The 26,403-nt window shown below is 51.6% G+C and carries 25 protein-coding genes and 1 pseudogene; 3 read left to right on the top strand and 23 right to left on the bottom strand.

The genetic code is table 11. The annotated features are described in order from the left end of the window. Positions 1-23 precede the first annotated feature (23 nt). The 13 genes and pseudogenes from mltG to cymR all read right to left on the bottom strand — a co-directional run bounded on the left by mltG (position 24) and on the right by cymR (position 11,183). Positions 24-1,082 (bottom strand): endolytic transglycosylase MltG, encoded by a 1,059-nt coding sequence (mltG, locus tag EXW96_RS06600; RefSeq protein ID WP_174350170.1) that lies wholly within the window; start codon positions 1,080-1,082, stop codon positions 24-26. A gap of 117 nt (positions 1,083-1,199) precedes the next feature. Then, positions 1,200-1,499 carry a DUF1292 domain-containing protein gene (locus tag EXW96_RS06595; protein ID WP_373864973.1) on the bottom strand — a complete coding sequence of 100 codons (300 nt, stop codon included), beginning with the start codon at positions 1,497-1,499 and terminating at the stop codon, positions 1,200-1,202. Positions 1,500-1,529: 30 nt separating this feature from the next. After that, positions 1,530-1,853, bottom strand: coding sequence for a DUF1292 domain-containing protein (locus EXW96_RS06590; RefSeq protein ID WP_054819000.1), 324 nt, complete (start codon positions 1,851-1,853; stop codon positions 1,530-1,532). Positions 1,854-1,859: 6 nt separating this feature from the next. Beyond that, the gene (ruvX, locus tag EXW96_RS06585) at positions 1,860-2,282 is read right to left on the bottom strand and encodes a Holliday junction resolvase RuvX (protein ID WP_054819001.1); all 423 of its coding nucleotides are present in this window, start codon (positions 2,280-2,282) and stop codon (positions 1,860-1,862) included. A gap of 27 nt (positions 2,283-2,309) precedes the next feature. Beyond that, positions 2,310-2,573: an IreB family regulatory phosphoprotein gene (locus EXW96_RS06580; protein ID WP_054819016.1), complete on the bottom strand. Its 264-nt coding sequence runs from the start codon at positions 2,571-2,573 to the stop codon at positions 2,310-2,312. An 86-nt stretch (positions 2,574-2,659) separates the two neighbouring features. Next, positions 2,660-5,281 (bottom strand): alanine--tRNA ligase, encoded by a 2,622-nt coding sequence (alaS, locus tag EXW96_RS06575; protein WP_137670135.1) that lies wholly within the window; start codon positions 5,279-5,281, stop codon positions 2,660-2,662. Positions 5,282-5,695: 414 nt separating this feature from the next. Then, positions 5,696-5,980, bottom strand: coding sequence for a hypothetical protein (locus EXW96_RS06570; protein ID WP_174350169.1), 285 nt, complete (start codon positions 5,978-5,980; stop codon positions 5,696-5,698). A gap of 26 nt (positions 5,981-6,006) precedes the next feature. Then, positions 6,007-7,286: pseudogene (locus tag EXW96_RS06565) on the bottom strand (ArsB/NhaD family transporter). Positions 7,287-7,466: 180 nt separating this feature from the next. Beyond that, complete coding sequence (locus EXW96_RS06560; protein WP_062409196.1) at positions 7,467-8,537, bottom strand: AI-2E family transporter; 1,071 nt, start codon at positions 8,535-8,537, stop codon at positions 7,467-7,469. Positions 8,538-8,778: 241 nt separating this feature from the next. Then, complete coding sequence (locus EXW96_RS06555; protein ID WP_054819003.1) at positions 8,779-8,976, bottom strand: hypothetical protein; 198 nt, start codon at positions 8,974-8,976, stop codon at positions 8,779-8,781. 9 nt (positions 8,977-8,985) lie between these two features. Further along, a complete protein-coding gene (locus EXW96_RS06550) occupies positions 8,986-9,507 on the bottom strand; it encodes a PRC-barrel domain-containing protein (RefSeq protein ID WP_054819004.1) in 522 nt (173 codons plus the stop codon). 34 nt (positions 9,508-9,541) lie between these two features. After that, on the bottom strand, positions 9,542-10,693 hold the full coding sequence (locus tag EXW96_RS06545) for a cysteine desulfurase family protein (RefSeq protein ID WP_074727184.1): 1,152 nt from the start codon (positions 10,691-10,693) through the stop codon (positions 9,542-9,544). A gap of 67 nt (positions 10,694-10,760) precedes the next feature. Continuing rightward, a complete protein-coding gene (gene cymR / locus EXW96_RS06540) occupies positions 10,761-11,183 on the bottom strand; it encodes a cysteine metabolism transcriptional regulator CymR (protein ID WP_054819017.1) in 423 nt (140 codons plus the stop codon). Between the two features lie 287 nt (positions 11,184-11,470). Between cymR and mnmA the strand changes: the two genes are divergently transcribed. Next, positions 11,471-12,556 (top strand): tRNA 2-thiouridine(34) synthase MnmA, encoded by a 1,086-nt coding sequence (gene mnmA, locus EXW96_RS06535; protein ID WP_137670132.1) that lies wholly within the window; start codon positions 11,471-11,473, stop codon positions 12,554-12,556. A gap of 117 nt (positions 12,557-12,673) precedes the next feature. Here the strand turns inward: mnmA and EXW96_RS06530 are convergent, their stop codons facing one another. Then, on the bottom strand, positions 12,674-14,011 hold the full coding sequence (locus tag EXW96_RS06530) for a hemolysin family protein (RefSeq protein ID WP_254611269.1): 1,338 nt from the start codon (positions 14,009-14,011) through the stop codon (positions 12,674-12,676). A 379-nt stretch (positions 14,012-14,390) separates the two neighbouring features. Here EXW96_RS06530 and EXW96_RS06525 point away from each other — a divergent pair, with 379 nt between their 5' ends. Continuing rightward, the gene (locus EXW96_RS06525; RefSeq protein ID WP_062409199.1) at positions 14,391-14,828 is read left to right on the top strand and encodes an SRPBCC family protein; all 438 of its coding nucleotides are present in this window, start codon (positions 14,391-14,393) and stop codon (positions 14,826-14,828) included. A gap of 52 nt (positions 14,829-14,880) precedes the next feature. Further along, a complete protein-coding gene (locus EXW96_RS06520; RefSeq protein WP_062409200.1) occupies positions 14,881-15,312 on the top strand; it encodes a VOC family protein in 432 nt (143 codons plus the stop codon). Positions 15,313-15,470: 158 nt separating this feature from the next. Here EXW96_RS06520 and EXW96_RS06515 read toward each other — a convergent pair whose 3' ends face one another. From EXW96_RS06515 to dtd, 9 genes are all read right to left on the bottom strand, one after another. After that, positions 15,471-15,977, bottom strand: coding sequence for a PCYCGC motif-containing (lipo)protein (locus EXW96_RS06515; RefSeq protein WP_062409201.1), 507 nt, complete (start codon positions 15,975-15,977; stop codon positions 15,471-15,473). Positions 15,978-15,982: 5 nt separating this feature from the next. Continuing rightward, positions 15,983-17,308, bottom strand: a complete 1,326-nt coding sequence (locus EXW96_RS06510; protein ID WP_174350423.1) for a replication-associated recombination protein A — start codon at positions 17,306-17,308, stop codon at positions 15,983-15,985. A 238-nt stretch (positions 17,309-17,546) separates the two neighbouring features. Then, a complete protein-coding gene (locus EXW96_RS06505) occupies positions 17,547-18,299 on the bottom strand; it encodes a tRNA threonylcarbamoyladenosine dehydratase (protein ID WP_062409217.1) in 753 nt (250 codons plus the stop codon). A gap of 31 nt (positions 18,300-18,330) precedes the next feature. Further along, entirely contained in the window at positions 18,331-20,115 is a 1,785-nt protein-coding gene (gene aspS, locus EXW96_RS06500) for an aspartate--tRNA ligase (RefSeq protein ID WP_062409218.1), read from the bottom strand. Between the two features lie 44 nt (positions 20,116-20,159). Beyond that, positions 20,160-21,419, bottom strand: a complete 1,260-nt coding sequence (hisS, locus tag EXW96_RS06495; protein ID WP_137670129.1) for a histidine--tRNA ligase — start codon at positions 21,417-21,419, stop codon at positions 20,160-20,162. A gap of 496 nt (positions 21,420-21,915) precedes the next feature. Then, positions 21,916-23,874, bottom strand: coding sequence for an FAD-dependent oxidoreductase (locus EXW96_RS06490; protein WP_062409220.1), 1,959 nt, complete (start codon positions 23,872-23,874; stop codon positions 21,916-21,918). A gap of 119 nt (positions 23,875-23,993) precedes the next feature. Beyond that, complete coding sequence (locus EXW96_RS06485) at positions 23,994-25,529, bottom strand: coproporphyrinogen III oxidase (RefSeq protein ID WP_062409221.1); 1,536 nt, start codon at positions 25,527-25,529, stop codon at positions 23,994-23,996. Between the two features lie 103 nt (positions 25,530-25,632). Next, a complete protein-coding gene (locus tag EXW96_RS06480) occupies positions 25,633-25,815 on the bottom strand; it encodes a hypothetical protein (protein WP_054819007.1) in 183 nt (60 codons plus the stop codon). A 107-nt stretch (positions 25,816-25,922) separates the two neighbouring features. Beyond that, positions 25,923-26,369, bottom strand: coding sequence for a D-aminoacyl-tRNA deacylase (gene dtd / locus EXW96_RS06475; RefSeq protein ID WP_062409222.1), 447 nt, complete (start codon positions 26,367-26,369; stop codon positions 25,923-25,925). Between the last annotated feature and the right edge of the window lie 34 nt (positions 26,370-26,403).

The following is a 26,403-nucleotide window of genomic DNA, read 5'->3' as shown; positions in this document are numbered from 1 at the left end:
AGCCTCACCTGCTTTATCTAAAATCACGGATTGCCCGTCTTGTTGCTCTCGGCAATATTTTTATTATGCTGCTCGAACGTTTCGGCGAACAAATGCCTCCTGGTCCCGTCCTTCTTGGTCACATAAAACAAATAGTTGGTCTCTGCCGGATAAATGGCCGCCTGAATGGAATCAAGACTCGGGCTTGCAATCGGGCCTGGCGGAAGCCCCTTATTCAAATACGTGTTGTACGGGCTTTCGATAAGCAAATCCTGGAAAAGCAGCCGTTCCCTTTGTTTATCGAATAAATATTGAACCGTGGCGTCAATTTGCAGCGGCATGCCTTGCTTTAGACGGTTATGAATAATTCCGCTGACAATAGGCCGCTCTCCGTCCACCACCACTTCCCTTTCAATCAGCGATGCGATGGTCAGCATCTGATGGAACGTCAAATTTCGCTGCGCCATGACTTCTTTCCAGTCCTGCGGCAGCTGGGCGAGCCGTTTGTCGAGCTCCTGCATCATCGAGGCGATCATCTCATTCGCATCGGCGTCCTTCTTCCATTCATACGTCTCGGGAAACAGATATCCCTCAAGCCGATAACGGATGGATGCATCCTCCGGAATAGACGCTCCAACCGTTCCTTCCGCAGCTTTATAGCTTTGCGCCGCCTGGAGGAAGGCCGTGCTGTCCATTCCGTGTTCCGCCTCCAGCTTCTCGGCGATCTGCCGCAGCGTAAAACCCTCGGGAACGGTAAGCCGCAGTCCCGCTTCCTTGACCGTCTCTCCCCGATTCAGCTGACCGATAATCTCATCCGGCGAGATCCCCGGCGTCATGTCGTATTCTCCCGCCTGGAAGCGTGCGCCCTCCCGCTTATACTTCAGGTACCATGTAAAAATGCGGGCATTGCGCACGATCCCCTTTTGTTCGAGCTCCAGAGCCAGCTGCGCCACTCCGGTTCCCGGAGGGAAAGAAATCCGCTGCGCTTCCGCCGATGGCGGCATGGGCTCCAACGCTTTCACCACATATAAAGCAAGACCGGCTCCGGCCCCGGCCATCAGGAATATAATAATAATCAGTCCCGATAAGACGATACGTTTCATCGACCTTCTTCTCTCCACAATGATGCTATCCCGCCCCTTCTTCAAGCCCGGCAAAACAAACGAAAAAGAGCGGATTATCTCCGCTCCAGGCAACGCATTAGGTAAAAAGTTGTATGCTTACAACTGTTCGTCAGCCGGAAAAGTCCATTCGTCGAAGAGCTCGGAGATATTCTCCCATTCATCGTCGTCTTCGATCGTTTCGAGCTCCAGTTCTCCATCGTCCTTGCGTGATACGCGGTACACTTCCGGCTCGTCATCCTTGCCTGGCTTCGCTTTTTCCAGCATAGCATAGGCCTGACCGTTTACGATCAACTCGGAGACGATGCGGTAAACAACGGATTCCTGATGCTCGTCATACAAAATAATATCATTTCCGTAGACTTCCCGCAACTGACGTGTAGGTTCGGCTTCCGACATGCGGTTCAAATGAAGGCCTCCTTTCGCAGATTACTTGGACTCTTCCTCATCTTCGTCGAATTCGTCCATCAGCGTATTGAAGGTTTCCTCCACGATATTCCATTCGTCTTCATCTTCAATCGTATACAGCTGCAGGTCGTCGCCGTCTTCTTCATAACGGAACGCATACACTTCGTCGGATTCCTCATCGGCATCGACAGGAACAACCATCATGTACTTATTGTCCGAGCCGTCCACTTCAAATTTCATGATCACTTCAAATTCTTCTTCATTGCCTTCATCATCGGGAATATAAATAATTTCCGGCTCTTCAAGCACTTGTTCCTGATTGGAACCTTGATCCTTCTGGGACACAGTCCATCACCTCTTCGAGTAAGATTGGGAATCCATGAATCCTTGCAAAATGAGTGCAGCAGCCATCTTGTCAACGACCTGTTTCCGTTTCTTGCGGCTGACGTCCGCCTCCAGCAGCGTTCGCTGCGCCGCAGCCGTCGTCAGCCGTTCGTCCCACAAATGCACCGGCATTTGTAGGGTTTCATGCAGTTCTTTAGAAAATGCGATGCAAATTTCCCCACGGGGTCCGATCGTGTTGTTCATATTTTTCGGAAGCCCGACCACAACTTCCGTTACCCCGTACTGCTGAACCAACGCTTTGATACGGTCCATATCCCGCTGTGCCGTCGTTCGGCGGATCACCTCAAGCCCTTGTGCCGTCCAGCCGAGCTCATCACTGACAGCGACACCGATCGTCTTGTCACCGTAATCTAATCCCATGTAACGCATAGCTGCTCCAATCGGCCTGTCTGCACCTTAAGATTTATACTGTTGGAGATAAGAACGAACGAGCTCCTCGATCAGTTCATCTCTCTCCCGCTTGCGGATGATGCTCCTTGCATTGTTGTGACGTGGGATATAGGCCGGATCGCCGGAAAGCAGATAACCGACGATTTGGTTGATCGGGTTGTAGCCTTTTTCCTGAAGCGCGTCAAACACCGTTAAAATGACCTCTTTGGGTGACGTCTCGATCTCTTCCGCCTTGACGTTATATTTCATCGTTTTATCCATTGAACTCATCTGGAAAAGCACCCCCCTGTATTCATCATAACCCACATATTCCACATATTCGCCATTTGCCTAAATATTCCTCTTGACAAGCAAAATTATTTTAATTCTAAGAGCTTCTCAACGCTTTGGATCGCTTCCTTCAGCTTCGACGGATCTTTACCGCCGGCTTGAGCCATATCCGGTCTCCCGCCTCCGCTGCCTCCGCAGCGTGCAGCCACTTCTTTAATCAGCTTGCCGGCATGATAGCCTTTGGATACCAAATCCGGCGTAACCGCGGCTGCAAGATTCACCTTGCCGTCTGCCGCAGCTCCAAGCACGATGATGGCTGAGCCCAATTTGCTTTTCATCTGATCCACGATGTTCCGAAGCGTCTCCATATCGCCTGCCGATACTTCCGCAGCAAGAACAGCCACGCCGTTCACCTGCTTCACCCGTTCTGTCAGGGATCCCGCTTCAATACCGCTCAGCTTCGCTTTCAGCGATTCGTTCTCACGGGATATCTCTTTCAGCTGTGCAAGCAATGCGTTGATCCGTTTAGGCACGTCTGCAATGTTGGACTTCAGCAGCCCCGCGGCGTCTCTGAGGAACTGCAGTTGGCCGTCCAAATATTCATAAGCGGCGCGACCCGTCACCGCTTCAATTCGGCGCACGCCCGAACCGATACCGGATTCGCCGACAATCTTGAACAGCCCGATTTGGCTTGTATTTTGAACATGGCAGCCTCCGCACAGCTCAAGGCTGTAACCGCCTACGCGCACCACACGGACGATATCGCCGTATTTTTCACCGAACAAGGCCATGGCTCCCATGGCTTTGGCTTCCGCTATCGGCTTTAAGGAAATGTCGACATCCATGCTTCTCCAGATTTGCGCATTGACGCGCCGCTCAATATCCTGAAGCTCCTCTGCCGAAATGCTGCCAAAATGAGAGAAGTCAAAGCGCAGACGTTCTGGCGCCACGAGAGAACCCGCCTGGTTGACGTGATCGCCGAGCACTTCTTTCAGGGCCTTATGCAGCAGATGCGTCGCCGTGTGATTTTTGATAATATCTTCGCGCACTTCCTGGGTTACTGTCGCCTGCACCTGATCGCCTTTGCGCAGCACGCCCGATTCCACTACGACCGTATGCACATGCTGACCATGCGGAGCCTTGCCGACATCCTCTACTTTGAGCACTGTATCTCCGGCGGTGATATAACCGTGGTCGCTGACCTGCCCCCCGCTTTCGGCATAGAACGGCGTCTTATCAAGGATCACCTGACACGTCTCTCCGGTCCCTACCAAATCGACAAACCGATTCTCATGAACGATCGCCAGCACTTTAGCCGCAGTTACCAGATCAGTATAACCAACAAACTCGCTTTTAACCGTGTAGTCGGCCAAAGGACCTCCCTGTACCTTCATGCTGTCCGCATCTTGACGGGCCGCACGGGCACGGTCGCGCTGCTCCTGCATCGCTTGATCAAAGCCGTCGCGATCGACAGTCATCCCTTGCTCGGAAGCGAAATCCTCGGTCAGGTCAAACGGGAAGCCGTAGGTATCGTACAGTTTGAACGCATCGGGTCCGCTGATTTCTGAACTTCCTGCTTTACGCGCTTTGTCTACCATTTCCGCAAGGATGGCCAATCCGTCGGACAATGTCTCATGGAAGCGCTCCTCTTCGGTACGGATCACTTTTTCAATGAACTCGCGTTTTTCTACAACTTCCGGGTAATAAACGCCCATGATCTCGCCGACTACCGGCGTGAGCGTGTACAGGAACGGTTTGTCCAGACCAAGCACCTTGCCGTAGCGAACCGCGCGGCGAAGCAAGCGGCGGATGACATAACCGCGGCCCTCGTTGGACGGCAGCACGCCGTCTCCGACGGAGAACACCACCGTGCGAATATGATCGGCAATGACCTTCAGCGCAACGTCGGTTTCTTCATTCTGCTTGTAAGTTACGCCCGCCAGCTTGCACGTTTGCTGAATGATCGGCTGGAACAGGTCGGTATCAAAATTGGAATCGACGTCCTGCAAAATGGATGCAAAGCGCTCCAGACCTGCTCCCGTATCAATGTTCTTGCTCGGAAGCGGTGTATAGCTGCCGTCTTTATTGTGGTTAAACTGGGAGAACACCAGATTCCACACTTCAAGGAAGCGTTCGTTCTCACCGCCAGGCCAGCATTCCGGATCATTCAAATCGCCGTAGGCATCGCCGCGGTCATAGAAGATCTCCGTACAAGGACCGCAAGGGCCTTCGCCGATATCCCAGAAGTTATCCTGCAGCTTGTAGATGCGCTCCTCCGGAAGACCGATTTTTTTGTTCCAAAGCTCGAACGCTTCCGTATCCTCGGGATAGACGGTGACGGACAGCCGGTCCGGGTCGAAGCCGATCCACTGGGGACTGGTGAGAAACTCCCATGCCCAGGTGATAGCTTCCTCTTTGAAATAATCTCCGATCGAGAAATTCCCGAGCATCTCGAAGAACGTATGGTGACGGCGCGTTTTGCCTACGTTCTCAATATCGTTGGTGCGAATGCATTTTTGCGAGTTGGCGATCCGCGGATTGTCCGGCACGACGCGGCCGTCGAAATAAGGCTTCAACGGAGCCATTCCGGCGTTAATCCACAGCAGCGACGGGTCGTTATGCGGTACAAGCGGCGCACTAGGCTCGATTTTATGTCCTTTGCTTTCAAAAAACTCCAACCACTTGGAGCGGATTTCACTTGCTTTCATGAGATGTTGTTCCTCCTCCATCAACCTTGATTTTAAAACAAAAAACGCCCCTGATAAACAGGGACGATTTGCTCGCGGTACCACCCTGGTTATTGTGCGGCTTGCAGCTAGGCGGCGTCTGCACAATCTCCTCTGAACGGACGTTAACGGGTCCAACCGGCGGAGTTTATCCGCACTCTGAAATGAGCGTTCGGTCATCCTTCATCAGAAAGGCTTTCACAGCTGGAACGATCGCTCAACGCCTTGCGCAAGAACGGGCCGCTCCAAAGCCTTCTCTCTGGCTAATGGGCCTATGACCTACTGAATTTCTTCGACGCTTTCTTGTATAATCAAATTGACCTATTCAAACCAAAATTATACTGATCCCAAGCAGCGCTGTCAACATCCGCTGCAGCCCAACAAAGCTTCGTTACTTTACTCTGCCCAGGCGACCCAGGTTACCAGCCGATGCTTAAACATATGGATAACAAAATCCACATAGAAATCCTTTCTGACAATCCATTGGTACTCTTCATTATGATGTGCATAAAACAGGACGTCGGTGTAGATATCATTATCATCGAAAAAGGCCCGTATTTGTTTGACGGCTTTCTCCACCCCGACGTCGGGCCGGTGCAGCTTCATCCGGAATTCCACATCCGGCCCGTTGATGTGCTCTTCTATCGTCAGCAGTTCTTTATCGTATTCATACTGCAGCATATCTCACCCAGCCTTTCAGGAACGGTTTACATTAAATATCTCACATAGATATATATATTGGCAATCACGACGGTCACCAGCATGAGCGGGAAGGCCACTTTCATGTAGCCCATGAACGTCATCGGATGTCCTTCCCTCGCTGAAATCCCGGCTACAATCAGGTTGGCGCTGGCCCCGATTATCGTGCCGTTGCCCCCGAGGCAGGCGCCAAGCGCAAGGCTCCACCACAGAGGTTCGACGTTGCCCACTCCCATGGCTCCCATCTCCTGGATCAAGGGAATCATCGTGGCCACAAACGGAATGTTATCCATAAACGACGAAGCCAGTGCACTAAGCCACAGGATCAGAATCGCCGAGCGTGCAGGATCACCGTCTGTAATCCCGACGGCATATTCCGCCAGAGAAGCGATAATTTGCGTTTCGACCAATGCCCCTACGAGTACGAAGAGCCCGATAAAGAAAAAGATGGTTGTCCACTCCACATGATGGAACGCCTCCTCCAGGTAACGTTCACCTGTCAGCAGCAGAAGCAGAAAGGCACCGGCCAGCGCTACAGTGGCGGACTCGATATGAACGATCTGATGAAGAAAGAAACCCAAAATCGTCAGCGCGAGAACCGTCAGGCATTTTTTCAGAAGCACAGGATCCTGGATCTCCGCCTTTTCATCAAGCTCCATGATACTCAAACGAAGTTCTTCGGTCGTTTGGATCGATTTCCTGTACAGCAGTGCGAATATAGGCAGAATGACTGCCATGATGACGATGACGACCGGCGTCAAATGGACAATAAAGGCATTGAAGGTCAGTTCCTTCACAGCGCTGCCGATCATAATATTCGGGGGATCTCCGATCAAGGTAGCCGTACCGCCGATGTTGCTGGCCATAATTTGCGAGATGAAAAAAGGAATCGGGTCCACCTGCAGCCGCCGTGTAATGCTGAGCGTGACGGGAACGATCAGGAGGACCGTAGTGACATTATCCAAAAATGCCGAACAGAACGCCGTAACGGCACCGAGGACAACCAAAATGCGGACCGGATAGCCGCCTGCTTTTTTGGCCGCCCATACCGCCACGTATTTGAACACTCCCGTCTTCGCCGTAATTGCTACAATAATCATCATCCCGATCAAAAGGCCGATCGTATTCAAATCGATATGTTGAAATGCCGTCTCCTGATCCAGAATACCAAGTCCCACTACGAAAATGGCACCGATCATGGCAACGATGGTACGGTGAATTTTCTCGGAAATGATAAAGCATAAGAAATTAGAAATAATCCGAGTGCAGTGATCGCTTGCTGACTCATGAAATGTAACCCCTTCCAGAGCTTTGTTTGTAAGACGTATATTACTTAAAAACGAAAAAAAAGCCCCACGCTATGAGCTCCTTCTCTGTACGCCAGCTATGTATCGACGTTGAGCCGTTATCATGGAACATTATACGCCTAACCTCACTTTCTGACAAGAATGAAACCGCCTAAAAAGGGTTAGACGGTTTTGCGATGAATGAAGTACAGAAATACGTGCTGAAGAATCACCTTCATCACCGCGAAGAACGGAACAGCCAGAATCAACCCTGCAATCCCTGCAACTTCTCCGCCCACCAGCAGTGCGAAAATAATGAACAGCGGATGCATGTTGAGAGAGCGGCCAACGACTTGCGGCGAAATGACATTGCCCTCGAGGATTTGACAGATCGTATTTACCAGGATGACCAGCAGCAGCATTTTCCATGATATCGTGGATGCCACGATTAGCGCCGGGGCTGCGCCCAGAAACGGCCCCAAATAAGGGATAATATTAAACACCGCAACCACGCATGCCAGCAGCAATGCATAAGGGAGTCCAATCAACCAGTAACCGATATACGCCAGAAGTCCGACGATCATGCATACGGTAAATTGTCCGCGGATGTAATTTCCCAACGCCGTATCAATGTCCACCAGCATCGAAACAATTTCTTTGCGATGGGCTTTAGGGACGATCGCCAGTGTCGTTTTCTCAATGAGCTGCAGATCTTTTAAAATATAGAAGGCCACAAACGGAATGATTAAAACAAGAAACATCGTATTGATGGTGCTCCCGATCCCGCCCAAATAACCGGCGATCGCAAGCGAAATGCTGTTTTCCAGCTTGGCCAGCGACTGATTGATGCCCTCCCGCACACTGTCCGGCAAAAATTTAAGACCGTTGAAATTGTCCACGACACTTTGTGCTTTAAACGCCACATCCGGCATATGCTGGTTCAGCTCGGCAAGCTGTTTGACCAGCATAGGAATGACATTCATCAGCACTACCGTAGCGGAAATGATAAATACCGCATAGATCGTAAGCACAGCGACCGTACGCGGTACCTTGCGGGCCCCAAGCAGCGAAACCACAGGATTGAGCACATACGAAATAATCAATGCAATGATAAACGGCGTCAGGATTTCGCGCAAAAATAAATAAATGCCCACGATGATCGGACGAAGCTGAAGCAGCATGAACAATATGGCAAGCCCGAGCAGCGTATAGATCATCCCGATGAACACCCGATGCTTCGGAAACTGTTCCATAGACTCCTCCACCACCTTGTAAGCTTAACAGGGTAAAACCACCCTTTACAGTATATGTACAAGCTGACGGTCTTAACCCTGTTCTGCCATTTCCCGCGAAAATTAGCATAGTTGAGCTTCCGGCGAATACAATACATAAAAAGCAGCCTACGGACAAGACAAAAACACCGTTCCCCCAAGAAACCTAAGGCTTCCCGGCAACGGTGTTCATCGGATGGGTCCGGCGACCCCAACGACTTTGTTAATTGGCATGTACTTGCGCTATTTCTTCCTCAAAGAACAAATCGTCCAAGGAGCTCAAAGTCCCGTCCTCTTCCACTTGAAAGACAGACATTTTCTCTCCGTTCACGGTTAATTCGATAAAGCAGCCCCAGCAGTAAAACTGGTGCGAACCGATTTTTCCAATATCCTTGGAATTGCAATTTGGACAACGTAGCATACAATCACCCTATTCTTCTTTTGGTACGAAGATTTCCTCCAACGTATCGCTTGCTTGTACGGGAACAATTAAAGCATCCTTACCGATCTTTACCGAATCCGGCATAGGCAGCCATCTGCGCCCTTCCTTTAAATCAGAAATGAAACCTTCGGTCAATTCATAACCTATTACCTTTATACCCACAACCGGTTCCAAATAAACATCTTCTACCATTCCAAGCTGCTGTCCGTTTACGGTAATGACCGGAAGGCCCTTGAGTTTGGAATCGCCGAATAGCAAGGTCCGAAAAACTTTGTCGGCCTCAATGGAACGAACCGCTTCTTCCGACCTGATGGTGACGGCATCGTCGCCAAGCGCAACGACGTCTGCCGAAGCAATACAAGTCATGTCGGAAAACCAATGCCTGGCCTCCAAAAGTAGCGCCTCCACCTGCCATCCCTCATCCATAAGGAGATCCTTCGTATGGCCTACCTGCTTACCAGTTTCAACGCAAATGATCGGCAAACCGATGACATCCCGCGCTTTCTTCACAAGGTTTGCCTCCTTGAGATTTTTAAACATTTGCTTAACGAATAGTACGCAAACGGCTGACAATGGTTTCAAGGATACCCGCAACTTCTGCAATTTGCTGCTCAGTGTTGTCGGCGCCGAAGCTGAAACGAATGGCCGATGCCGTCACTGCCTCCGGAAGCTTCATCGCTTTTAGCACGTGGGAGACTTCCAATGAACCCGAGGTGCAGGCCGACCCGCTTGCCGCAGCCACACCCGCCAAATCGAGATTCATCAGCATCGTTTCCGTTGAAATCCCCGGGAAGCTGACATTCAAAATATGCGGGAGCACCTCCGTCGGATGGCCATTGATAACAAAAGCATCGGCAGCCAGACGCCTTTCTAACTCCTTCACCATTCCTTGACGTAGTTTTTCCATCTTTTGTTTCAATTCATACCTGTTTTTTTGCATGATTTCTACAGCCTTCGCGAAGCCGACGATGCCTGCCGTATTCTCCGTTCCCGCCCGGCGCTTGCGTTCTTGCGAACCGCCATACAAAAGCGGCGAAATCTTAGTTGTTTTTGATATATATAAAGCACCAATCCCTTTGGGACCGTTCAGCTTGTGCGCGGAAAAACTCATGAGATCGACCGGCAGTCGGCTCAGATCCATCGGAATATGCGCCAATGCTTGAACGGCATCGACATGAAAGCATATCCCCCGTTCTCTTGCCAGGCGCCCGATCGCTTCAACAGGCTGCAGTGTCCCGGTTTCGTTGTTGCCATACATGACGCTGATCAAGATGGTATCCGGACGGATGGCTTCTTCTACATCCGCTAAGGAAACCTGACCGAAACGGTCAACCGGGAGGTAGGTGACCTCATAGCCAAGCTGCTCCAGCCGCTCACAAGCATGAAGAACCGCGTGATGCTCTATGCTTGTCGTAATGATATGCTTGCCGCGGGACCGGTACGCTTCTGCCGCACCGAACAATGCCATGTTGTCGCTCTCCGTCCCGCTTCCGGTGAACACCAGTTCGGAAGGAGAGCAGCCAACGAATGCGGCAATGCGATCCCTTGCCGCATTCAGCGCCGTACGCGCCTGCCGTCCTGCCGCGTGCGTGCTGGAGGCATTGCCGTACATTTCAGATAGATAGGGAATCATCGCCTCCACGACTTCCGGATGTACGGGTGTCGTAGCGGCGTGATCCAAATAAATGAACTTCAAAGCGTTTCACCACATCTGTCTAGTAGGATTTAGGAATGAACCTGATCGGAGGAAAAATCTGCTGAGACTAAATATAAAACATGTAGCTGTCGTTCTGGCTGCCTTCTTCCTTGTAGGAGATCAGATCGGCGAGCGTGGTGGAATCAAGCACATGTGCAATACCGTCGCGGATTCTAATCCATAAGTTTCGCTTTGCAGGATCGTCCTCTTCTGTGAAATCAACCGGACTGATCGGTCCTTCCAGCACCCGGATGATATCTCCGGAAGAGATTTCCTCCGGCGATTTGGATAATATATATCCTCCATAAGCCCCGCGAATGCTCTTGACCAGCCCCGCATTCCTAAGCGGTGCGATCAATTGCTCCAAATAATGCTCGGAAAGCTGGTGCTTCTCCGCGATGCTTTTTAAAGAGGTAGGGCCTTCTCCGAACTTCGTGGCCAACTCCATCATGATTGTAAGCCCGTAGCGGCCTTTAGTGGATATCTTCAAATCGAGCACCTCGTTTATGACATCAGAAAGTATAGATTTGATCTGGTTGATCAGCTTTCTGTCGTTGTGTACCAATCCAAACTGCCTCTATTAACAGTCTGGCATCTTTGAAATAAATGCAATAAAACAATTTTCAGTTAAATAAGCATTTTGCATCGATTCTATCGTAACATAAAACCATGTATTATGGGAGAAAAACCGTGACATATTAATGAAAAATTTTATTCTTTTTGCAATTCGATGTATAATACAAGAATGCCAGTCAAGGAAAGTGGGGTATGAGACATATGACGAAAAAAGCACGCGTCGTCCTCGGCATGTCCGGCGGCGTCGATTCTTCGGTTTCGGCGCTCCTTCTTAAGGAACAAGGCTATGAGGTTATCGGCGTTTTCATGAAAAATTGGGACGATACGGACGAATTCGGCCACTGTACCGCAGAGGACGATGCGGAAGATGTAAGGCGCGTTTGCGACCAAATCGGTATTCCCTATTATACGGTAAATTTTGAAAAACAATACATGGATAAGGTATTCACATACTTTTTGGACGAATATCGCAAAGGCCGCACCCCGAATCCGGACGTCATGTGCAACCGGGAAATCAAATTCGGGGAATTTTTGAACAAAGCGCTGGAGCTCGGCGCAGATTATATCGCAACCGGGCATTATGCCCGTGTGGAGCACCGGGACGGAGCGTACAGGCTGCTTCGCGGGTTGGATTCGAACAAGGATCAAACCTATTTTCTCCATGCTTTGGATCAATACCAGCTTTCCAAGGCAATGTTTCCGATCGGCCATCTGCCGAAGCCTGAAGTACGCGCGATCGCAGAGAAGGCCGGATTGGCTACGGCCAAGAAAAAGGACAGCACCGGGGTATGCTTCATCGGCGAACGCAACTTCAAGGCGTTTCTCAGCAGCTATCTTCCGGCCAAGCCCGGCGAGATGAGAACGCTCGAAGGCGAGATCAAAGGCCGTCATGACGGCCTCATGTACTACACGATGGGCCAGCGTCAAGGACTCGGCATCGGAGGCTCGGGCAGCGGAGAACCATGGTTTGTCGCCGGCAAAGACCTTGAGAACAACATTTTATATGTCGTTCAAGGAGAAAAACACCCTGCCCTCTATTCAACGGGTCTCCAGGCTACCGATTTGACCTGGATCAAGGGAGAGGCGCCGAAGGAACCGCTTCGCTGTACAGCGAAATTCCGCTATCGGCAGCCGGATCAGGACGTCACCGTTCATTTCGGTGAAGGCGGCGCCTGCGAGGTCGTGTTCGACCAGCCGCAAAAGGCCATCACACCGGGCCAGGCGGTCGTCTTCTACGACGGTGACGAGTGTCTGGGCGGCGCAACCATCGATAAAATCATACAATAATCTGTAAAAGAAAAATTCCTTTTAACGCTCTCTTGAACACTTAAAAATGCTGTAACGTCAACAAAGAAGTTATGTTCGCCTTCATGAACATAACTTCTTTGTTTATCCGCCTCGGGCTCATCCTTCATGTGCGGACGGATCGGGGGCGACATCCGATGCCTTTCGTTTCACCAATATTCTCGAAATCCGCAAATGGTCGATTTCATCTATAATAAAATCGTATTCATCATTCCAAGTCAGCTGCTGATGCTTCTGCGGGGGCATCTCCACCTGAGAGTAAATCCATCCGCCGATCGTATCATAGTCATCCGTTTCGATCCGGATTCCAAAGTAGCTGTTCACCTCCTCGAGGAGCATACGCCCGTCGATGGAACAGGTTGCTGCATCCCTCCACTCCATCTTTGGCCGCTCCTCGTCAAATTCATCCTGGACCTCCCCGACGATTTCCTCGATAATATCCTCAAAGGTGACAAGACCGGATGTTCCTCCATATTCATCGATCAACAGGACCATCTGCGTCTTTTTCTTCTGCATTAATTTAAGCAATGCGCTGATTTGCATCGATTCGGGCACTTTGATTATTTCTCTTATGATCACCTGCATATCTTCTGCGGTCTCCGGCAATTTCAACAAGTCTTTAATATGTACGAAACCGATAATATTATCTTTATCCGGGTCGCATACCGGATAGCGCGTATGCATTTCGTTGATAGCGATCATTTTATTTTCTTCATAAGTTCGATTTGCATACAGACATATCATTTCCGTCCGGGGAATCATGATTTCCCTTGCATTCGTCTCCGAGAAATCGAAAATATTGTCCACCAGCGTCAATTCCGTGCTATCAATAAATCCGCTCCGGTTGCTCTCCTTCATCATAACGCGAATCTCCTCTTCCGTATGAGCCGATGGGCGCTCCGCATGAGGTTCGATTCCGGCCAGACGAAGCAGCGCATGGGAGAACCCATTGATAAACCAGATGAACGGGTACATCAGCTTGTAAAAGCCTGCCAAGGGAATCGAAGCATAGAGCGTCACCTGCTCGGACCTGCGGATAGCATACGATTTGGGCAACTGCTCTCCAAGGGCGATATGCAGTACGGTGATGAGTGTGAACGCGGCGACGAAGGCTATCGTCTGTACAACGGCATCCGGCAGCTGCAGCGGCCCCAAAGCCAGTACCAGCCATTTTGCGACAACAAATCCCCCTACCCATCCGAGCCCGAGTGAGGTCAACGTAATGCCCAGCTGGCAAGCGGTTAAATAGGCGTCGAGGTTTCCCATGACGGACTTCGACCATCGGGCCCTCTCCGGGCCTTTCTCCGCCAACGTTTCGATCCGGCTCCGGGACGTCTTTACCATCGCAAATTCGGCAGCAACGAAAAAACCGTTCAGACACAACAGCAACAGAACAAAACTAACGTTCAAAATCAACGTCAACGGATCGCTACTCAATGGCTTTTACCTACCCACCCGCTTCAGGCGAACAGGCGCACCTCCCTTGGATTTACAATTGCTTCAAACCGCTCGACGGCTTTCGCCAGAATCATATTTCACAAATACATTAATACACTATACAATCCACCGTCAGACTAGAACGAAAAATCGCCATAGCTTATTCCATCGGACGAGCTGGTGCCGGAACAAAAAAACGTCCGGCAGTGGAGTTTACCGGCCGACAGTAAATCCTCTTACTGGATCTTCATAGATGTGACACATCTTTTATGGGACAGTACTACTTATGTACGTGTGTACAATAGCAATCGAAAAGAAAACTAGCTGCCACTTACATGCTAATATAAGTGTAGTAAATTGTTCATAAGGAGGTTAAACTATGGGAACAGGTAATCCAGTAACGATAACAGTAGAAACGATCGTTCATTGTCCCGTCGAAAGCGTATGGAAATATTGGACGGAACCGAAGCATATCATGCAATGGAATAAGGCTTCCGATGACTGGCACACCCCTTACGCCGAGAATGATCTAAAGGTCGGCGGTAAATTCGTCTCAAGAATGGAAGCCAAAGACGGCAGCTTTGGATTTGATTTCGGCGGAGTATACGACGAGGTGAGCATTAACGAGAGCATCTCCTATACGATCGCCGACGGCAGGAAAGTGAAGGTCGCATTTATTCGCCAAGACAACGACACGCAAATCACCGAATTGTTCGAGGCGGAAGAGACCAACGCCATCGAGATGCAACAAGCCGGATGGCAGGCGATTTTAGACAATTTCAAAAAATATGTGGAAACTGCAAAAAAAGAAGATTAAAAAACTTTTGCGAGTTTGGTTGTTTAAATTATTCCAAAGGGGCTGTTAAACAATGTCAATCAGTTTGAACCCGTATTTGATTTTTGACGGCAACACGAAAGAAGCGGTCCATTTTTACGAGAAAGCGCTGGGTGGGAAAGTGATAGGCATCATGACGTTCGGAGATATGCCGGCAGACCCGAATCATCCGTTGACGGATGACATGAAGGATCGCGTTATGCATGCGCACTTGAAAGTCGGCGACTCGGATCTCATGTTCTCCGATACGTTCCCAGGCATGCCTTATCAGCCAGGCGATACGGTTCAGATTGCCATCCATCCCAGAGAAGAGGCAAGGGCGAGAGAAATCTTCGCCGCTTTGGAAGACGGTGGACAAGTCGTCATGTCCCTTCAGAAGACGGATTGGAGCCCTTTGTACGGAATCATAAAGGACAAGTTCGGGGTTACTTTCCAAGTGAATGTCCCAATGGAGCAGCCGCATTAATAGCACATAGACTTCCGCTCCGCTTGCAAACAAAGCCTCCTGTTCGCGAATGGACAGGAGGCTTGATTCATTTTGGCACTGCAATTTTTCACTGCAACTAGACCCGCTTACAGCTATTTAAGTTCACATGTTAGCCGGACGATTCATACTCTATGGGGTTATATCGGCAACGGCGTCGGGGTCGGTTTCGCAAAGCCTTTCATGTAAGCCTGATCGATGGCTTTACGGATTTCCTGCAGAGACTTGCCCTCCTGAGTCATCTTGATGGACTGAACGGCGATCTGCAGGCAGACACCGCATCTCGTGCCGTGATCATCCCACACGACGGAGCCGTCTTCATTTTCTTTTTGAATAAAGCAATTCAGGTTGCTGACGTGTCCCGCACTCTCACCGCAGCCGCAGTAGCAGGGCATCCATTGGAGAATGTCCGTCGCTTTCCCCGCCGCTTGATACACGAGACGTATCTCTTCTTGCTGGTTGTCCAAAAAAGAGGGCAGGATATCGGCCGAAGCCGTTTTTTCTTGAATATCGCCAACTGCCGTATGCTCATGCCCCTGGTGTCCGCTTGGTGTCTGGACTTGCTCCGGCTTGCTCCCGCATGCCGAAACAACCACGGTAACAGCGGATAAAATCAAGATCATTGCGATAAGCCGTTTTCGTTTCATGTTATTCACTCATTTCGTTTGGAGTTGGAGGACCGGCGCTTTTCTTGGTTTTGCCGGATTTTATCTTCCGTTCCCTGACCTGTGGCTATATAAAAACGCTCGTGTTTTATCGGACCCGGCAAATACTGCTGCTCCACATAATGCCCCGGATAATCATGCGGGTACAGGTAGCCTTTGTGTCCGAGCTGCTCCGCCCCTTGATAATGCGTGTCCCGCAAATGCAGCGGTACTTCAGCGGACCTCAACCTTTCCATAGCCTCCGTTACCTTGGACAGCGCTAAGGGAATGGCATTGGATTTCGGACTTTCTACCGCAAACAGGATGGCTTGGGCAATCACATATTTCGACTCCGGCCACCCGATTTTATGGTAGGCGTCCATCGCCGTCACCGCCTGAACCATGGCCTGGGGGTTTGCAAGGCCGATATCCTCGCTGCACATGACGATGAGACGCCGCAAAAACGTCATCGGGTCCATCCCGAGCTTCTCCACTGCATACATAAACCAGAACAGCGCTGCGTCGCTGGATCCCCGCAAGCTTTTGTGAAACGCCGACAGCACATCATACTGCGTAGACTCGTCCGCTTTAATGGTAGGCCGGCGAATCGACTCCTCCGCCACCGCCAGCGTAATTCGAACCTTACCCTCCTGATCAGGCGGCGTCGTCAGCGCAGCAAGCTCCAAGGCATTCAGCGCCCGCCGAATGTCACCGCCCGCCATCTTCGACAGGTGCTCCAGCGCCCCTTCCTCTGCTTCGATGGACATATATCCGAGTCCGCGCTCCTTGTCGGACAGCGCCCTCCTCATCGCAATAAGGGAATGCTCATGCGTGAGCGGCTGCAATTGAAACAGCGTCGAACGGGACAGCAGCGCACCGTTCACATGATGAAACGGGTTTTCCGTCGTTGCTCCGATGAAAATGATGATCCCTTGTTCTACCGCAGGCAGCAGAGCATCCTGGCGGGAGGTATTAAAGCGGTGCACCTCGTCCAAAAACAGAATCGTTTTTTTGCCGTACAATGACCGATTACGCTTGGCCTGATCGATCACTTCACGGACATCTTTGACACTGGCATCCACTGCGTTCAGCTTGACGAAGATGCCGGAGGTACGGCGGGAAATAATATGGGCAAGTGTCGTTTTTCCCGTCCCGGGCGGACCGTAGAGCAGAATGGAAGTCACTTGATCGGCCTCGATCGCTCGGCGGAGGAGTTTGCCCGGTCCTATGATATGCTCCTGTCCGATATATTCCTCTAACGTCACCGGACGCATCCGGTCGGCAAGCAGCTTGCCGGACGAATTTTGTTCGGCCGCCATCGTAAACAAATCCATATCCATTCACAACACAACCTCTTAGCTTCATTTGCCTTATCGCATCGATAAATTCAAACTTTACCGTTTGCTGTTTATTATATCAAAAATCCCTCTCATGAGCACACCCGCCAGACCGTCACGCCCGCGACGCGCGGCGCAAACCGATGCCGCCTTGTTTATCGCATTCCAAATATTGCAAAAAAAAGCAGCCCTGAGTTTGTTAGGCTCAAGGTTGCTTTTTCAGTCAAGCGATGTTTTACTTGATGCCGGCTTTCTCCAGCAGTTCCTTCACCACGACACTCACCATGATCAGTCCGACAACGGGCGGCACAAAGGAATTGCTGGCCGGAGGCTGCTTGGCTTTGCGGATATCCGGCGCATTCTCCGGAACGATTTTTTGAGTCACGTCCACTCTCGGCTTCACCGGCTCCTCCGTAGAGAAAACCACCTTCACACCTTTCTTGATGCCTTCCTTGCGCAGCTTGTGCCGGATGACACGGGCAAGCGGATCGACGGAGGTCTTGGAGATGTCGGCCACCTGAAAGCGGGTCGGGTCCATCTTGTTGGCTGCGCCCATACTGGAAATGATCGGAATCTTGCGCTGCAAGCACTGTTTGATCAAATGAATCTTATAGCTGATCGTATCCGATGCGTCAATCACATAATCAAGCGGGTACTCAAATAACTTCTCATATGTTTCTTCTGTGTAAAACATGCGCAGAGCGACAGCATCGCATTCCGGATTGATCTGAAGAATACGGTCTCTCATCAGCTCCGCCTTCGGCTGGCCAACGGTCGACATCAGCGCGTGAATTTGGCGGTTGATGTTTGTGATATCGACGACATCCTTGTCGATCATCACGACCCGGCCAATGCCGGTGCGGGCCAACGCTTCGGCGGCGATCGAACCGACGCCTCCGATACCCAGTACCGCTACCGTACTGTTCTTCATGACCTCAAGCCCTTCCGGACCGATAGCGAGCTCCGTTCGGGAAAATTGGTGCAGCATGAGGGAAGCTCACACTCCTTTTCCAATTCGTTTATTTGTTCGTCGGCGGCTTTAACGCCAACCGTATCGAAAGCTGCTCCAATTGCTTGTCGTCCACCGCTCCCGGCGCATCGGTCAGCAGATCCGTCGCGCTGGCTGTTTTCGGGAATGCGATGGTCTCACGCAGGTTGCTGCGTCCGGCAATCAGCATAACCAGGCGGTCGAAACCGAAGGCGATCCCCCCGTGCGGCGGTGTGCCGTACTCGAAAGCCTCCAGCAGGAAGCCGAATTTTTCTTGAGCGTCTTCTTTGGAAAAGCCCAGAGCCGCGAACATTTTCTCCTGCACTTCCCTTTGATAGATCCGCATGGAGCCGCCGCCCACTTCGTAGCCGTTCAGCACGAGGTCATAGGCTTGAGCGCGAATTTGGCCCGGGTCCGTATCGAAATAGTGCAGATCCTCTTCCTTCGGACGTGTAAACGGATGGTGCTCGGCCACATAGCGCTTCTCTTCTTCGTCATAGCTGAGCAGAGGGAAATCAACGACCCAAGCGAATTTGAACTGGCTGTCGTCGATCAGCCCAAGCTGGCGTCCGATTTTGAGACGCAGGTTGCCCAGCACATCCGCGACTACTTTCTTCGTATCGGCGGAGAACAGCAGCAGGTCTCCTTCTTCGGCTTCCAGACGTTCCTTCAGGGCTTCAAGCTCCTGCTCGCTGAAAAACTTAACGATCGGCCCTTTCAGCTCGCCTTCCTTGTACGTCATCCAGGCAAGACCCTTGGCACCGTAGCGGGCCGCAAACACACCCAGATCGTCGATCTCCTTGCGGCTCCATGTTGCGCATCCCTTAGCGTTCAGCGCCTTCACCTGGCCGCCCTTCTTGATGACGCTCGCGAAGACCTGAACGCCCGAATCGGCAACAATGTCAGACACGTCCTTCAGCTCAAGTCCGAAACGGAGATCGGGCTTGTCGGAGCCGTACTTGCCGATCGCGTCCGCATAGCTGATGCGCTGGAACGGAGCGGGAATTTCCACGCCGGCCGTTTCGCGGAACAGCCTTACAATCAGCTGCTCCATCAGTTCAAGCAGTTGATCCTGCGACAAGAAGGACGTCTCGATGTCCACCTGCGTAAATTCCGGCTGGCGGTCGGCGCGCAGGTCTTCGTCGCGGAAGCAGCGTGCGATCTGATAATAACGCTCCAAGCCGCCGACCATCAGCAGCTGCTTGAAAATTTGCGGCGACTGCGGCAGCGCGAAAAATTCTCCCGGATGAACGCGGCTTGGCACAAGATAGTCACGCGCTCCTTCCGGCGTGCTCTTCGTCAATATCGGCGTTTCGACGTCAATAAACCCATTCTCGTCAAGGAAGTCGCGGAATACCTTGGCCGCCTTGGAACGGAGCATTAAGGTGCGCTGCATTTCCGGACGGCGCAGATCCAGATAACGGTATTTGAGACGCAGCGATTCATCGATTTCGATGCCGTCTTCGATGAAGAACGGAGGATTTTTGGCCGCATTCATAATCTCGATCTCCGTGATCTGCACTTCGATCTCGCCTGTCGGAATATTCGGATTCACCGTCTCTGCATCCCGCTCGACGACTTTCCCGCGAACCGCCAAAACATATTCGTTGCGCACACGGTCGGCCACAGCCAAGGCATCTCCTGAAAAAGCAGGATTGAACACGATTTGCACGATACCGCTGCGGTCGCGCAGGTCGATGAAGAGCACGCCGCCCAAATCGCGGCGGCGCTGCACCCAACCGTTCAGAATGACCGTCTCTCCGACGTTTGCCTTGCTCAATGTTCCGCAATGATGCGTTTTTAACATCTGGGTCATGTTGATTTCTACCTCCAAGTTTAATAAAAAATAAGCTGATGCAACTATGATCGAATCCGGCTCTGCAGCGTTTGAACAAAGCTGGAAAGCGGCAGCGTTTCCTGTTCTCCGGTAGCCATCGTCTTCACGGTGATTTCACCGCGTGCAAGCTCGTCGTCTCCCAGAATGGCTACATAGGTCGCATGATACCGGTCGGCCGATTTCATCTTCGCCTTGATCTTGCGGCCGAGGTAATCCTTCTCCGCCGCCAGACCGGCAAGGCGCAAGCTTTGCAGAAGCTTGACACACTCCTTCTCCGCCGCATCGCCCAGGCCGATGACATACACGTCCAGCGGTTTCGCCGCCGGAATGTCAATCCCCTGCGCCTGCAGCACAAGCAGGATGCGCTCTATCCCGAGACCCAACCCCACGCCAGGCTGGTCGCTTCCGCCGATCTGTCCCACGAGACCGTTGTAACGGCCTCCTCCTCCGATCGTATCGATCGCGCCGATCCCCGCCGCTTTGTATTCAAAGGCAGTATGCGTATAGTAATCCAATCCTCTGACAAGCCGCGGATTAATGCGGAACGGGATATCCATCGCCTGGAGATGGTCCTGCACCGCCTGAAAATGCGCCGAACATTCTTCATCCAGATGCTCCAGAATGGTCGGAGCGCCTTCACAGTACTTTTGATCGATTTTGCAATCGAGAATGCGCATAGGGTTGCGTTCGTAACGGGATTGGCAATCTTTGCAGAGCTGATCCTTCACCGGAGCGAAAAATCTCTGCACGTGCTCGCGGTAGACCTCCCTCACCGCAGGATTGCCGACGGAGTTGATCTCCACGGTCACGTCTTTGAGCCCCAGTTCCTTGTAAAAGGTGAACCCAAGCGCGATGACCTCCGCATCCAGCCCGGGATCCACAGAGCCGAATGCCTCGATGCCGAACTGGTGGAACTGGCGGTAGCGCCCCGCCTGCGGCTGTTCATACCGGAACATCGGCCCGATATAATACAGCTTGCTGATATCCGGTTCGCCGTAAAGCTTATTTTCGACGTAAGAGCGAACGACACCGGCCGTTCCTTCAGGACGAAGCGAGATGCTGCGGTCGCCCTTGTCCAAAAACGTATACATTTCTTTTTCGACAATATCCGTCGTTTCCCCTACCCCGCGCTTGAACAGCTCGGTATGCTCAAAAATCGGCGTACGGATTTCACGGTAATTGAAACGCAGACACAGCTCTCTGGCCTTGGACTCGATATACTGCCATTTCTCGATCTCGCCGGGGAGTAGATCTTGCGTACCTTTCGGTTTTTGAATACTCATCTATCGACCGCTCCTTTCTTTATCGACCACAAGAAAACGCCTTTCTATAATAAAAAACTCCCGCCCCTGAATTTGATTCAGGGACGAGAGATTCACCAACCGTTTGATCTCCCGCGGTGCCACCCACGATTTGAACGAATCCTGCGGCGCATGGCCTTACGGCAGCCTGGCCCACAAGCTCCATTCACACTTCAGCAGCGGATAACGCCCGCCTGCGCAAGAACGGCTACTGTCCGAATAAGATTCCTGCAGCCAAGGTACGTTTTTCCGCTGCTCTTATTCCGGTGTTCCCCGCTTGTCCTCCGGGAGGTCTGTTCGTCCGATTCGCATAAGGAAGCTTGCAGCCGCGGCTTCCCTCTCTGACTATGCAAGATTCGAAGTACTTTGTCCCTTCAACGGATCGTGGAATATGACTCAATCGACTACGTTATATTCTAATCATGAAGATTTCCAAAGTCAAGCCAAAACTAACTCTGTATCGAACGAATTCGACAAGTTATTTCAAATCCTTTACGGCATTGTACACATCCCTGATCATCAAGTAAGTGTCACCGTTCGTAAGCTCCTGTTTATTCGCAATGGCCTCGACCGTTTCCGGCTTCAGGAAGCCTCTGCTTTGCAGAACTTCAACCGCGTTTTCCCGGGTGGCATCCACCTTGAGCATCAGAGCAACCATATATGCCGCTTGCTCGATGGAAACTGGCAGATTTTTCGGATCCGTGTCTTTTCCTAAAGCAGCCGAAGGGCTGCCGGACAGCGTCTCCGGCTTGAATTTGCGCATACCCTCCAGCATATTCGCCACCCTCTGCTGGTTGCTTTTGTCGTCCAGGGCAAAATTGTTATCATACCCGCCGGTAGCAAGCCCCAGCGAAACCGCAACCTTCAGTCCGTCATACGCTTTGTGCTCCATGAACGGCTGCGGCTTGATGCTGAAAGGCTGAAGCACCATGCCTTGGTTGTTCAACGTTTCCTGCAGCAGCGTGATCGCATCTTTATTCGCAGCCATTTGCCGGAACGTGAGTCCCTTTTCTTTGGCAATCTTCACTGCGGCTCCCGCTGCTTCACCGGTAGCCATCCCGACAGGAATCACGCGGGCCGTACCGTGCGGAAGCGTATCGAAGCTTGCCGAGCGTCCGACGACCAGCAATCCGTCCACCTTGAGCGGAACGATGCTGCGGAAAGGAACGGCATACTGCTGCGGTACGGTTACCACAGCTCCGGTATCCGCAGGCGACATGCGCTGGATATCAACCGGATAGGAGCCGAAGGCGATCCGGTCCCATTGATCGCGGTTCTCCAGCACGTCAATGATGCTCAGCCTGTATTCTCCCTGAATATGCCTCGTCTCACGAACATACAGCTCAGGGGCAGTCGCGTCCAGCTCGATGCCGGCAAACTCGGGATACTTCTTTTTCATATAATCAACGATATGCGGAAGCTCTTCCTTGCCAAGTTGAAACGCTTCTTCCTTCGATTTCGGATCCGTGCCGTCGATTCCAAAAATTTGCAATGCGTTGATCAGCATCGTACCGTCGTTCTGCCTGCCGATATTGAGCCCGCGCATCGCGACCCGTTCCTTGTTCATCGGCGGGTAATCCTTCATATCCTTGTAACCCCAAGCGCTCATTTCGTTGATGCCCGTTCCGGGATCATTGTCGTTTTGCAGCCGCTGCGCCATCTTCTGCCAAACCTCAGGCGTGATATTTTTCAAACGGAACACAAGCGTAACGGCCATGCGCGACTTTTGATCGCCCAAATCCTCCCGGCCCGTGGTGTAAGGTACGCCGGCTGCCGCGGCCATATCCGCATCCTGGGTCGCATCGATCAGAGCCTTGGTCTGAACCGTTTTGACGGTGCCGTCAGCCAAGGTGATCTTCAATCCTGTGACGGTAGACGTCGATCCCGACTCGCTGACTACCGGCTCCATCTCTTTCACCTTGAGCAGCACATCCACGTTCTTCTCATTGGCCACAAGCTCATTGAAGGCGTTTGCCGCCGTAATCACATCAAAAGAATCGCCTTCGATTTTGGCATACCACTCTGCGAAAATACCTTTATTCAAAATCTCTCTTTTATGAAGCACCCCTTTATCGGGCTCATAATTCATATCAAGGCTGTTCAGCCAACCCAGGGACATCAAACCACCGAGAATTTCCCGGTTGTGCCCATCGACAAGCAGTGTTTTCAACCCGTTGCGGGATGCGGAAACCGCTGCTGCAACACCTTCAGGATCCGTGCCGGCCACAATGACGTCATAACTGTCTTTAGGAACCTCCACCGTTTTCACATCAGTAAGCTTTTGGGGTACGCCTGTACGGCCTTCGTACGCCTTCGTGCTTTCCGATTTCCACCAATACAAACCGCTGGCTCCTGCCGCAATCAACACCATCAGCGCCAGTAACAAAACATATCCTTTTGCGCTGCCGCCATTGGAAATTCTCGCTTTTACCGCCATACAACACCTCTTAATCATGTAATAAAGAAAATGTAAGTTCCAAATTATGCCTCGGAAGTCAGCCATAGGGGGACAGACAGTGCGTTTATACGTAAACGGGCGCAAATGGTTTCAAAAAATTACACCTTTTTCACCGCAACATCGTAAGCTTCATTCAAAAGTCGAATTTTTTTGCCGATATATTCCTTATAGGCCTGATTATAGACAGACGGCTCTTTCGGATTTGGGAAACGCTCGATACGCTGCTCGAAGCCGTCCTCGTGTGCTACCTTGGGAAACAACACCTTGCTTACCGCTCCGCAGCCAAGCCCGATAATGGTCTGCCGCTCTTCCATCATCAAAATATTGTACAAGCTTTCAAAGCCCTCCAAAGAATAACCTACATTTTCTTGGTTGCCGAGAATATTTTTTTGCCGATACATGTAATACGGCTTATAACCGTTACGCTCCGTCCACTCCGAAGCAGCCCGGATCATTTCAGTAATCTCGTCTCGCTTGGCCACCTCATAATCGTCCTTGTTCTTGGTCATCCGGGAAGCGCGCTTGAACGACAGCGTGTGCACCGTAAGCGACTCCGGCATCAGCTTCGCCGTTTCATCCAACGTCCGCTGCAGCTCATTCATTCCTTCATTGGGCAGCCCGATAATCAGATCCATATTGATGTTGTTCATGCCGAGCTTACGGGCCAGCTTGAAGGTGTCAATCGTTTCTGTCACGGTGTGATGACGCCCGATCGTGTCCAGTGTCGCCTGGGTGAAGCTCTGCGGGTTGATACTGATCCGGTTTACCTTCCAGCGCTTCATCACCTCGATCTTGTCCTCGGTAATCGTATCGGGACGTCCCGCCTCGACGGTCAGTTCACGCACTTTATCAATCGCGGGAAACGCTTCATGCATCGCAACGAACAACGCGTCCATCTGCTCGGCGGTAATGCTCGTCGGAGTGCCCCCGCCCCAATATATCGTAGTGATCGCAACACCGGCTTCGCGCATCCAGCGTCCCATTTCGTGAATTTCATAGTGCAGCCCCTCCAGAAAAGCTTCGACAGATCCGTTGCTGCCCCGGATGTCATAAGCCGGAAAAGTGCAGTAAGCGCATTTGGTCGGGCAAAAAGGGATGCCGATATAAATGCTCACCTCGCGTTCCAGACGGAACAAATCCGGAATCACCCTAAGCTGACGTTCGGCAATGCCTGCAAGCAGTTCCACCTTAGCCTCCGAAACCAAATATTCGTCACGCAGGATCTGCTTGCAGCTCTCGATGCTTTTGGTCATCATCATGTTGTGCATCAGCTTGGTAGGTCTAACGCCGGTAAGCGTCCCCCAGGCCTGTTCCATCCCCGTATAATCGCCAAGCACTTTCAGGAGGCCATAGCCGATGGCCCGCTTCACGGAACGTTTAACCCCTTCGTCACCGGACTTTATCGCCCGGCTGTGCCGGTTTTCATAGGTTTGTCCGCCGATTCTGTCGACCATCCGAACGTAGGCCGTCATCATCCCGTCCGACGTATCCGCTTGCACCTGGATGAGCATGTGCAGCCGCGCATCGGACGCAGGCTCGTATACCGCCTCGACTTCATCAAAGAACAGCTTACAGATATGGAATATCTCCGTCGTCTGCCCTTCAAAGCCAATCCGTTCAAATTCGATCTTCATCCATCATCCCCCTGTCATGATGAAATATTGACAAAACAAAAGCCCCATCCGGAGCCCTTTTTCGTTTGCTTTAGTTCTGGAATACGCCCGCGGTTTCGAAGGGTTAGCGGGAAGTTTTGCGCATGGTCCGCTTAAGCTGCTCGCTTACGGAAGAAAAGGCTGAGCCCGCTTCGCCATCAGCAAGCCCGGAAGGCAGCAGCGCAGCCGCTTCTTCCGTACGTCCAGAACCCAAACTCAATTGGAGCTCGGGCAATAACATCCGTTGTTCTTTTGGAGATCGGTACATGGTATGGAGTCAGCTCCTTATTTAGATACGAATCGGCAACATCTACGCCATGTCCCCATTTTCCCCAAAACCTTACGGACTTATCCTTCCTGCCCGGCAAAGCGCGGTTAGGCTTGCCTGCTTTCCACAATCAAAGTCACCGGCCCGTCATTCACGAGCGATACATCCATCCTCGCTCCAAAGCGTCCCGTTTCCACCTGAAGCCCCCGCTCCCGCAGCAAATCGTTAAACCGGTCGTACAGCGGCTCGGCGTGTTCGGGACGCGCAGCTCCCATAAAATTCGGGCGGCGTCCTTTGCGGCAGTCCCCGTAAAGGGTAAATTGCGAAATCGAAAGCACCTGCCCTCCCGTCTCCAGCACGGAAAGATTCATCCTGCCGGCCTGATCGTCAAAAATACGCAATCCGGCCACTTTCTCCGCGATATAGGCGGCATCCTGTTCGGTATCGCCGTCGGCAATTCCGACGAGCAGCACCAGCCCGTGAGAAATCTTGCCCACGGTTTGGCCGTCCACGGTTACCGCGGCGTTCTTGCTGCGCTGCAATACGACTCTCATGTATCAACAATCTCCGTTTCCTATCGTAGTAGAT

It is taken from the genome of Paenibacillus sp. JMULE4, from assembly GCF_013337105.1.
GTDB lineage: Bacteria > Bacillota > Bacilli > Paenibacillales > NBRC-103111 > Paenibacillus_G > Paenibacillus_G naphthalenovorans.
The sequence above is the reverse complement of the archived record's forward strand: the minus strand, read 5'-3'. Positions and strand labels throughout refer to the sequence as shown.

Bases quoted from the DNA above. Each gene is read 5' to 3' on its own strand.
- mltG (WP_174350170.1), bottom strand. From the start codon at position 1,082: ATGAAACGTATCGTCTTATCGGGACTGATTATTATTATATTCCTGATG.
- EXW96_RS06595 (WP_373864973.1), bottom strand. From the start codon at position 1,499: ATGTCGGAAGCCGAACCTACACGTCAGTTGCGGGAAGTCTACGGAAAT.
- ruvX (WP_054819001.1), bottom strand. From the start codon at position 2,282: ATGCGTTACATGGGATTAGATTACGGTGACAAGACGATCGGTGTCGCT.
- EXW96_RS06580 (WP_054819016.1), bottom strand. From the start codon at position 2,573: ATGAGTTCAATGGATAAAACGATGAAATATAACGTCAAGGCGGAAGAG.
- alaS (WP_137670135.1), bottom strand. From the start codon at position 5,281: ATGAAAGCAAGTGAAATCCGCTCCAAGTGGTTGGAGTTTTTTGAAAGC.
- EXW96_RS06570 (WP_174350169.1), bottom strand. From the start codon at position 5,980: ATGCTGCAGTATGAATACGATAAAGAACTGCTGACGATAGAAGAGCAC.
- EXW96_RS06560 (WP_062409196.1), bottom strand. From the start codon at position 8,537: ATGGAACAGTTTCCGAAGCATCGGGTGTTCATCGGGATGATCTATACG.
- EXW96_RS06555 (WP_054819003.1), bottom strand. From the start codon at position 8,976: ATGCTACGTTGTCCAAATTGCAATTCCAAGGATATTGGAAAAATCGGT.
- mnmA (WP_137670132.1), top strand. From the start codon at position 11,471: ATGACGAAAAAAGCACGCGTCGTCCTCGGCATGTCCGGCGGCGTCGAT.
- EXW96_RS06525 (WP_062409199.1), top strand. From the start codon at position 14,391: ATGGGAACAGGTAATCCAGTAACGATAACAGTAGAAACGATCGTTCAT.
- EXW96_RS06520 (WP_062409200.1), top strand. From the start codon at position 14,881: ATGTCAATCAGTTTGAACCCGTATTTGATTTTTGACGGCAACACGAAA.
- EXW96_RS06515 (WP_062409201.1), bottom strand. From the start codon at position 15,977: ATGAAACGAAAACGGCTTATCGCAATGATCTTGATTTTATCCGCTGTT.
- EXW96_RS06510 (WP_174350423.1), bottom strand. From the start codon at position 17,308: ATGGATTTGTTTACGATGGCGGCCGAACAAAATTCGTCCGGCAAGCTG.
- EXW96_RS06505 (WP_062409217.1), bottom strand. From the start codon at position 18,299: ATGCTGCACCAATTTTCCCGAACGGAGCTCGCTATCGGTCCGGAAGGG.
- aspS (WP_062409218.1), bottom strand. From the start codon at position 20,115: ATGACCCAGATGTTAAAAACGCATCATTGCGGAACATTGAGCAAGGCA.
- hisS (WP_137670129.1), bottom strand. From the start codon at position 21,419: ATGAGTATTCAAAAACCGAAAGGTACGCAAGATCTACTCCCCGGCGAG.
- EXW96_RS06490 (WP_062409220.1), bottom strand. From the start codon at position 23,874: ATGGCGGTAAAAGCGAGAATTTCCAATGGCGGCAGCGCAAAAGGATAT.
- EXW96_RS06485 (WP_062409221.1), bottom strand. From the start codon at position 25,529: ATGAAGATCGAATTTGAACGGATTGGCTTTGAAGGGCAGACGACGGAG.
- EXW96_RS06480 (WP_054819007.1), bottom strand. From the start codon at position 25,815: ATGTACCGATCTCCAAAAGAACAACGGATGTTATTGCCCGAGCTCCAA.
- dtd (WP_062409222.1), bottom strand. From the start codon at position 26,369: ATGAGAGTCGTATTGCAGCGCAGCAAGAACGCCGCGGTAACCGTGGAC.